General features: G+C 63.5%; 13 protein-coding genes. All 13 read right to left on the bottom strand.

Translation table 11 applies throughout. The annotated features are described in order from the left end of the window. Positions 1–4: 4 nt before the first annotated feature. Entirely contained in the window at positions 5–934 is a 930-nt protein-coding gene (locus RCF49_RS14630) for a beta-xylosidase (protein ID WP_342640540.1), read from the bottom strand. Continuing rightward, positions 931–1,698: a TIGR04290 family methyltransferase gene (locus RCF49_RS14625; protein WP_342640539.1), complete on the bottom strand. Its 768-nt coding sequence runs from the start codon at positions 1,696–1,698 to the stop codon at positions 931–933. The genes RCF49_RS14630 and RCF49_RS14625 overlap by 4 nt, the downstream gene beginning before the upstream one ends. After that, positions 1,698–2,531, bottom strand: coding sequence for a sugar phosphate nucleotidyltransferase (locus RCF49_RS14620; protein WP_342640538.1), 834 nt, complete (start codon positions 2,529–2,531; stop codon positions 1,698–1,700). Before RCF49_RS14620 ends, RCF49_RS14625 begins: the two co-directional genes overlap by 1 nt. Then, positions 2,532–3,629, bottom strand: coding sequence for a CgeB family protein (locus RCF49_RS14615; RefSeq protein ID WP_342640537.1), 1,098 nt, complete (start codon positions 3,627–3,629; stop codon positions 2,532–2,534). Then, positions 3,626–4,225: a histidine phosphatase family protein gene (locus RCF49_RS14610; RefSeq protein ID WP_342640536.1), complete on the bottom strand. Its 600-nt coding sequence runs from the start codon at positions 4,223–4,225 to the stop codon at positions 3,626–3,628. The genes RCF49_RS14615 and RCF49_RS14610 overlap by 4 nt, the downstream gene beginning before the upstream one ends. Before the next feature lie 12 nt (positions 4,226–4,237). Then, the gene (locus RCF49_RS14605) at positions 4,238–5,317 is read right to left on the bottom strand and encodes an inositol-3-phosphate synthase (protein ID WP_342644202.1); all 1,080 of its coding nucleotides are present in this window, start codon (positions 5,315–5,317) and stop codon (positions 4,238–4,240) included. Between the two features lie 235 nt (positions 5,318–5,552). After that, positions 5,553–6,890 (bottom strand): NAD(P)/FAD-dependent oxidoreductase, encoded by a 1,338-nt coding sequence (locus RCF49_RS14600; RefSeq protein ID WP_342640535.1) that lies wholly within the window; start codon positions 6,888–6,890, stop codon positions 5,553–5,555. A 15-nt stretch (positions 6,891–6,905) separates the two neighbouring features. Then, positions 6,906–8,021: an NAD(P)/FAD-dependent oxidoreductase gene (locus RCF49_RS14595; RefSeq protein ID WP_342640534.1), complete on the bottom strand. Its 1,116-nt coding sequence runs from the start codon at positions 8,019–8,021 to the stop codon at positions 6,906–6,908. Beyond that, positions 8,011–9,471 (bottom strand): FAD-dependent oxidoreductase, encoded by a 1,461-nt coding sequence (locus RCF49_RS14590; RefSeq protein ID WP_342640533.1) that lies wholly within the window; start codon positions 9,469–9,471, stop codon positions 8,011–8,013. Before RCF49_RS14590 ends, RCF49_RS14595 begins: the two co-directional genes overlap by 11 nt. Further along, positions 9,471–9,779 carry a (2Fe-2S)-binding protein gene (locus tag RCF49_RS14585; RefSeq protein ID WP_342640532.1) on the bottom strand — a complete coding sequence of 103 codons (309 nt, stop codon included), beginning with the start codon at positions 9,777–9,779 and terminating at the stop codon, positions 9,471–9,473. Before RCF49_RS14585 ends, RCF49_RS14590 begins: the two co-directional genes overlap by 1 nt. Then, complete coding sequence (locus RCF49_RS14580) at positions 9,776–10,822, bottom strand: ABC transporter ATP-binding protein (protein ID WP_342640531.1); 1,047 nt, start codon at positions 10,820–10,822, stop codon at positions 9,776–9,778. Before RCF49_RS14580 ends, RCF49_RS14585 begins: the two co-directional genes overlap by 4 nt. After that, positions 10,819–11,847 carry an ABC transporter ATP-binding protein gene (locus tag RCF49_RS14575; protein WP_342640530.1) on the bottom strand — a complete coding sequence of 343 codons (1,029 nt, stop codon included), beginning with the start codon at positions 11,845–11,847 and terminating at the stop codon, positions 10,819–10,821. Before RCF49_RS14575 ends, RCF49_RS14580 begins: the two co-directional genes overlap by 4 nt. 1 nt (position 11,848) lies before the next feature. Beyond that, the gene (locus tag RCF49_RS14570; protein ID WP_342640529.1) at positions 11,849–12,691 is read right to left on the bottom strand and encodes an ABC transporter permease; all 843 of its coding nucleotides are present in this window, start codon (positions 12,689–12,691) and stop codon (positions 11,849–11,851) included. Positions 12,692–12,698 lie beyond the last annotated feature (7 nt).

The raw sequence follows: 12,698 nt of genomic DNA, 5'->3' as shown, positions 1-12,698 counted from the left end.
GAGATCAGCCCACCGCCGCAACCCGCGGCTGCCAGTCCCGCGCGGTGCCATTCACATAGCGCCGCACCATGGCTGCGCAGAATTCGGCGAATTCCTCAGGCACCTGAGGCGCACTCGTGTGATGGGGAGCAATGCCGCGGTGTTCGGGCGTAAAGCAGAACGTGACCGTCACGTCGAAATCCGCAAGCGCCTCCATCTGCCGGTCGAACCAGGCAAGCGCATTGGGCCGGAAGCTGTCGGCCCAGGAGAGGCCGGTACGCAAATGTTTCACGCCCAGCCGCTTCATCCAGGCGACCGCATCATCCAAACGATGGTCCTCGAAGTGAAACCACTGGCAGATGCCGAGATCGGGCGTAAGCTCGGCAAAGGTCTCCAATGCTGGTTTGGGCGTGCCATCCTCGCGCAGGATGCCCATGTAGAAATGCCTGTAATAGGACGAGCCCTCCGCCTCCCGGTGGCGGGTGGTCGCCCCCCAAGCCTGGGGCAGATCATAAAGGCTGTACCAATGGATACGCTCGGTACGCCCGACCAGCAGCTCCGCCGTGCGCTTGAGCCCCCAGACCTGCACCTCTTCCGCGCCGAAGGTCGAGATGCCGACCTCGCTCACCCAGATCGGCAGATTGGTCACGGCCCGGATCTCGTCGAGCTTGGCGGGCCATTCGTGGATCTGCCACAGGTTCCAGTCGAGCGGAAAGCCATGCACAGCCACGACATCCACATTGTCGAGCACGCCCTTGCCGGTCATGTTCTCGATGAACAAGGGATCGATCGGCGAAATGCCGCCGAGCACCCGGGTGAGCTTCGGCGCTTCGGCACGGATCGCCTGCCCAGCCTGCACAGCCATTTCTCCGAAGCGGCTCCAGTCCGGGTCGATCTCGGGATCCCAATGCGACTTGTTATTGGGCTCGTTCCAGATCATAGCGGCTTCGATCATGTCTGAGGCTTCCTTGCTGGATAGACTGCGCCTGCCCCCGAGGGGGCCTCAACACGGCGGCAGATATAGACTTCCTCTTCCGGATGATCCTGAATCTCGAACCCTGCGCTGCGCAGCATGGCCTCGGCGCAGGCGGCGTTCGGCACCCACCAGTTGGTGGGGTCATTGGCATAGTGATGCTCGATGAAATGCAGCTTGGGATAGCCGGGCCGGTCAAAGTGCTCCATCTCCGAGAACGGATAATCCGCCTGGACCGGTTCGATGTCGCGGCTGCCGCGCTGCATCGACTGGAACACCAGGAGATCGCGCGCGACATGCTCATGAATCAGATCCAGTGCCAGGAGGGGATGGCGCAGGTGATAAAGCACGCCCATGAACAAGACGATGTCGAACCGCTCTCCCAGCCGGCCCACATCGTAGACCGACAGTTCACGGAATTCGATGTCCATCCCGAAGACCTCGGCAGCGAAGCGTGCCTGAGCCAAGTAGTCCGGGTCGGAATCCAAGCCGACCACGCGATCGGCGCCACGCCGCTTCATCTCGATGGAATAGAAGCCGCCATTGCAGCCAATATCGAGGACTGACATGCCTGAGAGATCGGCGGGAATGGCATCACCGAACCGCCGCCATTTCACATTAGGATAATCCCCGAGGAAATGGTCTGGCGCGGTCTGCACCCCCTTCAGATCGAGATTGTGGAACCAAGGGCCCAGAGCCCTCGCCCGCTCCTGAATCTCAGCCGTCGTCAGCTCCCGAATGCCCATCACAGTCTCTCCCTCTTCTGCTCGCCCGAGGCGGGCTCGGCCGCAACGCCTGCAGAGAAGGGGTTGGGCGGCCGGGCGACACTGCGCACGCGGCGTGGCGGGCGCGCTGCACTCGTGCGGCGCAGGAGGGTCATCGCCGAGCGATAGCCGTTAAACGTGCCGACATCCACATAGGCCTTCCCGGCCTTAACGCCCGTGGCAGAGCCGCCGCGCGCGAGAAACTCATTGACAAGCGTGCCGATGAACTCGTCCTCGCATTGCCGCTCCAGCCACAGCTCTTTCAGCTGATGCAGGATACGGCCGGGCATCTTGAAGGCCCCCCAGATCCAGTTGGATGAAGCATCCGGGCGCTTCACCTGGATTTCCAAGACATTGCCCTTTTCATCCAGGCGTACCGCATCGAAGAGCTCCGGGGTTTCGACGGGAAACAGCAGGAAGGACAGCCGGTCGTCGGGAAGGTCGGTGAGCGCTGCCTCGGGGAACCACACGGTGTCGGGCAGGCCGATTACCACCGGCTCCTCCGGTTCGATCAAGGGCGTTGCGCGAAAGATCGAGTCACATAGCCCGGTCGCCTGAGGCTGCACCACATAGGCGATCGTCGCAGAGCCATAGGCGCTGCCATAATACTCGATGATGTCGGTCTTACCCGGCGAAATAACGAAGCAGATCTTGTCAGCCCCTGCCCGGATCATTCGTTCGACGAGATATTCGCTCACCGCGCAGGGCCGCTCGGTACCGGCATCCATGCGGCTGCCGACCGGCAACAATTCCTTCGAAAATGCGAGAGGCTGGATACGGCTGCCTCGGCCAGCCGCGGGAATGATGCCCCACATTTACGCCTCCATCGATATGTGTTGCCGCGCCTCCGTGGGAGGCGTCTCAAGCAAGGCAATGAACTCACGCGCCCGCTGATCGGATGTGTGTTCCGCAAGGGTGCGTTCGCGGGCTTTTCCAGCGATACGGGCAAGCTCGGCATCGGAAAGCTCGAGCGCGGCGTTGGCATCATCAGCGCCCGCAGCCACCAGGATCTCGCTGCCCGGTGAGAAGAAATGGTCGAGCCCTTCCCAAGTGTCGGAAATGAGCGCCGTCCCGCATGCCGCTGCCTCAAACAGGCGCCCGGACGGGCACCAGCCCATATCCGCCATCGCATGGCGGGTGACATTCAGGGTGAGCCTCGATGATGCGAAGAAGGCCGGGTGTTCGGAGGGCGGCAGATGGCGCACGAAGAAGATATTTTCAGTCCAGGGAAAGTCAGTTGGGTATTGCGCCCCGGCGATGAGGAAGCGGTTCTGCGGCCGCTTGCGCGCTGGCTCGATGAGCAAGGATTCCAGGGTTTTCTGACGGTCTGCCGCATAAGTGCCGATATAGGACAGGTCAGCGCGATAGGCTTCGACCGGCTGCGCCGGGCAATGGATCTCGGGATCCACATGGCCATAGAGCGGCGCCACCCGCCGCGCGCCAAGCCGGCTTCGCAGCTCGTCCAGTGCCCGGCCACCGGTGTAGCTGAGCACGAGGTCGTAATCGGCAAGCCCGCGCGGCCCGATATAGGCCACGGCCTCGCCCTGGCTGAGATGGGCGAGCGTTACCGGCGTGTCGAGATCGTAGAACACATGGAGGGGCCTCGGCGCATCGAGCAGCAGCCCGCCGGCAGCCAATGCATCCGGACAATATGAGGTGACGATCGCGGCATCCGCCATGGCGAGCGCGTGCTTGGCGCGGCCGGTCACCTCGGCCCAATCCTGATAAAGGATGAGCTCGCCGCCGGGCAGCTCCCAGAGGTCACGATTATTGGCGTAATAGGGAACGTCGCGCTCGAAGAAGGTGACCCGATGCCCCTGCCGGTGGAGAGCGCGGCACAGCCCGCGCCACAGCGTGGCATGGCCATTGCCCCAGGATGAGCTCACCGTCAGTCCGAAGATCACGATGTTCATGGGGCGATCCTCTCATTCAGTGAGAGCACCTTGGCGCCCCAGTTCCCCACCACCACCGTGCTGATCGAGGCGGGATCGATCTCGATCCGGTCATAGGCGTCGATCGGCATCATCAGAAGGTACAGGAGGGCGCTTCGGATGACATCGCCGTGGCTGACCAGCGCGATACGCCCATTCGGATGACCGGCGGCGAGATGCTGGATATGGCCGATGATCCGGGCCTGGGCTTCGAGCATGCTTTCACCCTCGGGTGGCCGGGCGCTGCTGCGCCGCCCGTTCCAGGCCTGCCAGCGGGCATCGACCGAGAGCTCATCGAAGCTCTTGCCGGTCCATTCGCCCATATCCAACTCATCAAGAGCATCGACCTGCTCAAGTGAAACGGAGGCGGCCCGTGCGATCGCCTGTGCGGTTTCCATAGCCCGGTCCCGGGGGCTTGCCTGCACCAGCGACAATTCCTCCCGTGCCAACCGGCTGCCCAAGGCTTGAGCCTGGCGGCGGCCTTCTTCGGACAGGCTCACCTGGCTCATGCGACCCACCAATTTGTGCTTGAGCAATCCATGCGCCGCATGCCTCACCAGAAACAGGACCGTTGACACGGCGGCCGCCCGCTATGCTTCGCCCTCGATAAAGGCCAGCACGCGGTTGCGGGCCTCGTCATCGGTGAATTGCTGGGGCGGGGATTTCATGAAATAGCTGGATGGGCCGATCAGCGTACCACCTATTCCGCGATCAAGGCCGAGCTTGGCGCAGCGCACCGCATCCACCACGATGCCGGCGGAATTGGGCGAGTCCCACACTTCGAGCTTCAATTCGAGATTGAGCGGAACGCCACCAAAAGCCGTGCCCTCCATGCGGATATAGGCCCATTTGCGATCGGTCAGCCATGGCACGTGATCGCTGGGCCCCACGTGGATGTTCTCCGGCGACATGGGCACATCGAACTGGCTGGCGACGGCTTGTGTCTTCGAGATCTTCTTCGACTCGAGCCGTTCGCGCTCGAGCATGTTGCGGAAGTCGGAATTGCCGCCGAAATTGAGCTGATAGGTGCGATCGAGGCGAATCCCACGCTCGCGGAACAGATTGGCCAGCACCCGGTGCACGATGGTGGCGCCGACCTGGCTTTTGATGTCGTCGCCGATGATCGGCAGCCCACGTTCGGCGAAACGCCGCTGCCAATCGGAATCGGATCCGATGAAGACGGGGATGCAATTGACGAAGGCGCAGCCGGCGCTCAGTGCCTGTTCCGCATAGAATTCGGTCGCTTTTTGGGAGCCCACCGGTAGATAGCAGACCACCACATGGGTTCCCGTGTCGCGCAGTTCCCGCGCCACATCGGCCACCGGCTCGTCCGATTCCGGCACCTCGTCGCGGATATAGCGGCCCAAGCCATCGAGAGTTGGCCCGCGGCGTACAGTGACGCCCAGCGGCTTCACCTCGGCAAATCGCTCGGTGTTGTTGGGAGGAGCAAAGATCGCATCTGCCACATCGCGACCCACCTTCGCGGCGTTCACATCGAAGGCGGAGGCAATCTCGATATCCCTGACGCGATAGCCGCCGATATCGGCGCGGCTGAGGCCCGGAATGGGAACATTGTCGCGCGCGTCGGCATAGTAGGTCAGACCCTGAATGAATGACGACGCGCAGTTACCAACGCCGACGATGCCAACTCTCACCTTTGGAGAGCGCACAGCAACAGTATCCATAAGCTTCTCCCGTCCGCGAGACGGCGGCCGCGCACAACCGGAAATGACGCTGCTGCGCCATCGATTGTTCGAGCAGAGCGGCATCGCGCCCCGCCAAAGAAAGCGTATGTAGCTGGAATGGTTCCGCCCGACCTTGAAGCGCTGGCTCAAGCGAGCTTAGATCGTCACCGTTAGGTTACTGAGCGGCCAGGTGGAAAGCAGCCGAGGGAGTTCCAGAAATTCACGCCGTTACGGCCGCTTTGAGCCGGTCGATCCGGTCCAGCGCGCGATAGGTCGTGCCGAGCACCGGTAGGAACCAGGGTTTCCCGCGATAGAGCGGAAGGGGCGCAAAGTTCCGGCTGGCAAAAATACTGGCGGGTGCGGTGCTGTCAATGATCTGCCGGGCGGCGACGTGGCCGAGATAGAGCATCATGGCAATACCGCTGCCATTGCAGCCGAGGGCGAAGCTCAATCCATCCTTGCGACCCACATGAGGAAGCCCATCGAAGGTGAAGCCGAGCAGCCCGTTCCAGGCATGGGTCACCCGGACGCTTTTGATCTGGGGAAAGCGCAGGACCATGATCTCGTGCAAGAGCTCGGCCGATTTGCGCGTGCTGGTCCGGGTGAAGCGCGGACGGCCACCGAACAGCATGCGCCGACCATCGGGTGAGAGGCGGTAATAGGTCAGGACGCGCGGAGTGTCCCCCACTCCGCGACGCTTCGGGATCAGTTCAGCGGCCACATCCGTCGGCAGTTCCTCGGTGGCAATCATGTGGCTGGCGATCGGTACGATCTGCCGGCTGAGTGGGTTGCCTGCAACAGTATAGCCATTGGTCGCAATAATCACTTCCTCGGCGGTGATCGTACCTTTCGGGGTCACAACCCGCCATGCCGTGCCGGAGCGCTCGATCTCTTGGGCCGGTGTCGCGCTGGAGATCACGGTCGATGTCTTGCGTAGCTCCGCGAGCAAGGCGCGGTAGAGTTGGGCAGGCTGCACCAGACCAGCGGCATCGGTGACCGTACCGCCGAAATAAAGGTCGCTGCCGACCTCCTCGCGTTGACGCGAGCGCGGCACGAGTTCGATAGGAGTGCCACAATAGCGGTTGAGGAAGATGGCCCGCTGCTCGAGGCGGGCAAAATGCTCCGGCGTCCAGGCCGCCGTGAACCGGCCTGTCCTCACGTAAGCGCAGGGATTGCCGAGGCGCTCGATCAGGTGTTCCGCGAAGGTGAAGCTCTCCATGGCTTCGGTCAGGAAGCGCGAGCGCGTTTCCTCATCGCTGGTAAAGCCGGCATCAGCGACGATCTTGGCGATGCCGCCAATCCCACTCACCTGGCCGCCATTCATGGTGGATGCGCCAGCACCGAGCGCCTGCGCGTCCAGAACGACGACGCGCATCCGGCTCTTGACAAGTTCGAGGGCAGCGGAGATGCCGCAATATCCCGCGCCGATGATGACCACGTCTGCTCGGGCCGGAAGCTCCTCCGGAGCTTGCTGCTCCGGCTGCCAATCGCCCCACCAATAGACACGTTCCCGAAAATCGGGGTGAAAGATCGAATTCTGCGCTCTCACATTGGCCATTGGCGTTTTGCCTTCTCAACTCGGGCTTTGTTGAAAGCGCGCCATGGCAAGGCCACTCATCGGCACGGGCGGCGCTCCCGTTCTGATCCACTCCGCGATGACCGCTCCTACTGCTGGCCCCAAGAAGAAGCCGTGGGTGGAGAAGGCGAAGGCATGCCAGAGCCCCTCGTGGCAGGCACTCGGGCCAATGATGGGCAGACCATCGGGCGAGCGTCCTTCGATGCCCGCCCAGCAGCGGACCACTCTCGCCCGCTCAAGCGCCGGAAAGGTTTCGGCTGCCGCTTTGAGATTATAGCCGAGCCTTGCGTAATTCAGATGCGTAATGCCCCGCTCGAGATCCGGCGTGCCGCGATAGCCACCGCCGATCACCACTGTGCCATTCTCGAATTGCTTGATCGAGAGCAGGCGATGGGTGAGCCCGATCACCGTATTCATTACCCGGGGCAGGCGTCCCAAGACGGATAGCATGAGGGCGAGAGGCGTAAGGCTGACCGGTTCTCCTACAAGAGCGGCGATCCGGTCACCCCAGGCCCCGGCACAATTCACAACGACCGGCGAGGTCACGGTGCCCGAGGGCACGTCCACATGCCATCGTCCGTCACGTCGGGCGATGTTGGAGACCGGTGCCGATTCGTGGAAGATGACGCCTAAGGACTCAGCCTTGCGCCGAAAGGCCTGAACGCTTGCTGCAGGCAGAGCATAGCCGCAATCCGGCGAGTAGATCCCGCCCACACAGTGATCAGCAAGCTCGGGCTCGGCGCGGCGCAGATCCGTGCGGTCGAGGAATTCCTCGCGAATGGCGCTGTTGCGGTGGACCGAGGATGCGACCTGATGCAGGAGGGCCAGGTCTTCCTCGCTTTCGGCGATTTTCAAGTGGCCGACACGACGATAGCCGCAATCATCATCGACCAGCTCGCCGATGCGCTGCCACATATTGAGGGTGAGTTCGGCAAGCGGCAGTTCGGCCGTGAGCCGGGCAATGTGGTGAACACTGCCGGCATTGACGCCCGATGCGTGAGCGGCGACGTGGTCCTTCTCATAGACGGCGACTTGGGCACCGTGCATGGCCAGATGCATGGCTATGGAGCATCCGTGAATGCCGCCGCCAATGATGATCGCATCAGGATGCACGGATGGCTCCCGCCGGCGTATTAGCGGATGTGACGGGAATGCGCGCCTCAGCCGGCAGCTCCTGATCACCAAGGCCGATGAGCTCACCGATCGGCAGCGGCTTGATTGGCGGCCTGATGCGGAGATATCCCGCCGCGGCCGGTGATATTTGCCGCTCCTCGGCGATGATGGCGGAAACAGTGGCCTCGCAGCTGCGCCCCTGGCACGGGCCCATGCCGCAGCGGAGCAAGGCCTTCGCCCGGTTGATCTCCCGCACGTCGCGGCGCACCTCACGGCGCAGCGCGCCGGCCGTCACCTCCTCGCACCGACAGATGATCGCATCATCCGGGATCGACCGCGCACGGGATCGCGGTGGCGCAAACAGGATATCGGCAAAGCGCCGCGCGCGGGTTTCGCTGCGACGGGCGGCCAGAAGCGGTGCGCCAAGCCTGTCGCGCTCCGCCTCGGAGAGACGGCCGAGCTCGAAAGCCGCATTCAATGCGGCGAGGCGCCCGGAATGTTCGGCAGCTATTGCACCCGATATGCCGGCACCATCGCCTGCAACCGCGACCCGCTCGATTTTGGTTTTTCCGAAACGGCCGGAGACCGGATGCCAGGCCTCCAGGCGCTCATCCCAGGTCTGATCGAGCCGCAGGGCGCGTGCGAGATGGGTGTTCGGTATCACACCCTGGTGCAGCAGGAGCAGAGATGCGGGAAGCGATTTGCCGCCTGCCGCCGTTTCCCATTCGACGGCCTCGAGGCTGTCGCTGCCGATCGCCCGCAATCGGGTCACAGCGCGCACCACGGGCACACCGGCACGGCGGATCTTGGCGAGCAGGCCAAGGCCTTTGCCGATGAGCGAGCCCGAGGCAAGGCCCGCAGGCAGATGCGGCAGGGCTTTGAACCAGTGGGCATGGGGCGTCGTGTCGAGAATGGCCGCGATCGGCACGCCGGCATCGATATATTGGCAGGCAAGCAGCAAGAGCAGCGGGCCTGACCCGGCAAGTACGGCAGGCCCTTTCGGGACGACACCGGATGTTTTGAAGAGGAGCTGCGCGCCGCCGACCGTCATCACACCCGGCAGGGTCCAGCCGGGAATGGGAAATGGCCGCTCCATGGCGCCGGCTGCGATGATGATACGGTCCGCCTTGATCCTTCGGCTTTGCGCTCCATCGGACACGAAGACCGTGCCATCCTCAGTGACGTCCCACACTGTAGTGAGCGGATTATAGCGGATGGGCGCTGCACGAAAGGCAGAGATGAGGTTGAGACCTCTGGAATAATCCGGACCAAAGCAGCTGCGGTCACGCACGGGGCCGAATTCAGCGCCCGCATAGATCTGTCCGCCAGGCGCGGGTCGTTCATCCAGCACCAGGCAGTCGAGCCCATGCTTTGCAGCCTCGATCGCGGCGCTCATGCCGGCAGGGCCGGCACCAATAATCACGCAATCGGCTTTTTCGTCGGGATACATCAGAGCGCGTCCGGTCGGACAAGGTCAGCCAATTGCCTTTCGATGCGCATGCCGTCGCGCACGGGAGTGAGGCAGGCCTGCCGGTCCGGCACCCCGTCGATTTCCACCAGGCACTCAAAACAGGTTCCCATCATGCAGTAGGGCGCCCGCGGTGCGCCAGAAATGGGCGAGTTGCGGTTCCATTGCCAGCCGGCCAGCAGCATGGCCGCCGCGACCGTAGCATGCTCAGGCACCGTGACGGGCTCGCCGGCGAGCAGGATGGTCACCTGCCGATGGGGATCGAGCGGGACGGTGGCAAACCTGCTCATGACGCGGCGGCCGTCTTCGGGGGAACCGCGGCCAGGGGCTCGGGGAAGTGACAGGCGACCGCCTGACCGGTGCCACAGCCGCGCAGGATGGGCTCTTCCTTGGCGCAGATGGCCTGAGCCTTCCAGCAGCGTGTGCGGAACCGGCAACCAGATGGCGGTGAAATGGGACTTGGCACATCACCCTGCAGGACGATGCGCGATCTCGTCTTTTCGACGGCCGGATCGGTTAGGGGGATCGCCGACAGCAAGGCCTGGGTATAGGGGTGCTGCGCGTTGCGATAGAGGGCCTTGGCCTCGCCAATCTCGACGATCTTGCCGAGATACATGACTGCGACCCGGTGAGAGATGTGCCGCACCACCGCAAGATCATGAGCGATAAACAGATATGAGGTGCGCAACGATTGCTGCAGGCGCTTCAGCAGGTTGAGAACACCTGCTTGGATAGAAACATCGAGCGCGGAGACCGCCTCATCGAGCACGATCACCTGGGGCTTGAGCGCAAGGGCGCGGGCGATGCCGACCCGCTGGCGCTGCCCGCCTGACAACTCGTGCGGATAACGGCGGCCATGGCTTGGATCGAGATTGACGAGCGCCAGGAGTTCCTCGACCCGCTCGCGCTTTTCCTGGCGCGACATCTGCGTGAGGCCAAGAGGCACGGCGATGTTCTGGGCGATCGTCATGCGCGGGTGCAAGGAAGCGTAAGGATCCTGGAAGACCAGCTGCATATGCCGCCGCATCTGGCGCATCGCCGGCGCGGGCAGCGCGGAAATATCCTGCCCCCGAAAGCTGATCGTTCCCGAGGTGGGCTCCATCAGCCGCAGCATGCAGCGGCCGAGGGTTGACTTTCCACAGCCGGACTCACCCACCAGACCTAAGGTCTCGCCCTCCTGCAAATCGAAGGAGACGCCGGCAATCGCCTGCACCGCACCGACCGGCCGATCGAAGAGAAATCCGCCCTTGATCGGGAAGCTCTTGACCATATCGCGCACCGCAACCAGCGGAGGCTCGATGGCAGGCGATATCAAAGGGGCAGTTGGCGTCATGCTGCGCCCTCTCCAATCAGCGCCGGCCTGGCGACCGGGGGAAGCGTTTCGGCGAAATGGCAGGCCGCCCGCTGAGGTCCGACGGCACGCAGGGCCGGCTCATCCCTGCGGCAGAGGGGTGCCACATAGGGGCAGCGGTCGCTGAACGAGCAGCCGGGGGCGCGATTGCCGAGCGGCGGCGGTGATCCGGGGATGGAGTACAGCTCATCGGCGTCATCATCGATCTTGGGCACGGAGGCGAGCAGACCACGTGTATAGGGATGGCGCGGCTCCCGAAAGAGGTCGGCGACAGTTGCGTCCTCGACCACACGGCCCGAATACATCACCGCCACCCGATCAGCGGTTCCGGCCACAACGCCCATATCATGGGTGATCAGGATCAGGGCCAGACCGAGCTGCTCGCGCAGGCGCTTCAGCACGTCCATGACCTGTGCCTGCACCGTGACGTCGAGGGCGGTGGTCGGCTCGTCCGCGATCAGCACCGAAGGGTTGTTTGCGACCGCCATGGCGATCATTGCGCGCTGGCGCATGCCGCCGGAGAATTCATGAGGATACTGCCCGACCCGCCGGTCGGGCTGCGGCACGGAGACGAGATCGAGAAGCTCGGTCGCGCGCTTCCAGGCTTCGCGCCGGCTCATGTCCGGATGGTGCAGCTGCAGGGCCTCGGCGATCTGATCGCCAACCTTGAGCACCGGGTTCAGAGCGCTCAAGGAGTCCTGAAAGATCATGGCGATCTGGGCGCCGCGGATGGAGCGAAGATAAGAGCGAGGCGCACCGATCAGCTCCGTCCCACGGAAGCGCACGGAGCCCGTGACCTTGGCGGTCGCCGGCGTCAACCCCATGGCGGCAAGCATGGTGAGGGATTTGCCGGAGCCCGATTCCCCCACCACAGCCAGCACCTCGCCCTTGTGCAGGATGAAATCGACGCCCCGCACCGCGTCCAGGGCGGGGCCGCCGCGACGGGTGAAGGACACGCGAAGATCGCGGATCTCGAGCAAGGTTTCGCCATTTGCGGTGCTGGCCATGTCAGCGGCCTCTTCGATCGAGAGCATCGCGCAAGCCATCACCGACGAAATTGAAGCCCAAGACCAGGGTGAGAATGGCTATGCCCGGACCGAAGGCGATCCACCACTGATAGAACTGGGTCGCGCCTTCCGCAATCATCGCGCCCCATTCCGGAGTGGGCGGCGTCGCGCCCAATCCGATGAAGCTCAGGGATGCTGCCAGAAGCACCACCTGCCCGAGATCCATCGTGGCGTGGACGAGAATGGGTGTCCAGCAGAGAGACAGGACGTGGGTGATGAACACACGCCATGGCGGTACACCGCTTGCGATGGCGGCTTCCACGTGATCGCGCTGTTTCACCTCAAGCACCTGGGCGCGCATGAGCCGGGCAAAGACCGGCCACCACACGAGAACCATGGCGATGGTGGCGTTGCGCAGGCCTGGGCCCAGACCCGCGGCCACCGCCATAGCCAGCAGTATCGCCGGGAAGGACAGGGTGATGTCGACGAGCCGCATGATGATGGCGCCGACCCAGCCGCCCCAGAAGCCGGCGATACCGCCGAGCAGCGACCCGATGGCAACCGCAATGAGAACCACGATGATCGCCGTCGGTATCGATTGCTGTGCGCCATAAAGGGTTCGCGAGAGCACATCGCGGCCCAAAGCGTCCGTGCCGAGCCAATGCTCGAGGCTCGGGGGCTGAAGGCGGCGGCCCACCATCTGCAGGGGTGAATAGGGCGACCACAGGTCGATGGTGAAGGCGACGACAAACCAGAACAGCAGAACCAGGATGCCGACGATGAGAGGCAGTTTCAGCCAGGAGGGGCGCTGAAATCCGACGAGCCTGGCGACGATTGCGGTCATGGCGCCC

The sequence above is a fragment of the Rhodoligotrophos sp. CJ14 genome (assembly GCF_038811545.1).
In the GTDB taxonomy this organism is placed as follows: domain Bacteria; phylum Pseudomonadota; class Alphaproteobacteria; order Rhizobiales; family Im1; genus Rhodoligotrophos; species Rhodoligotrophos ferricapiens.
This window is presented reverse-complemented; position numbering and strand designations above follow the sequence as displayed.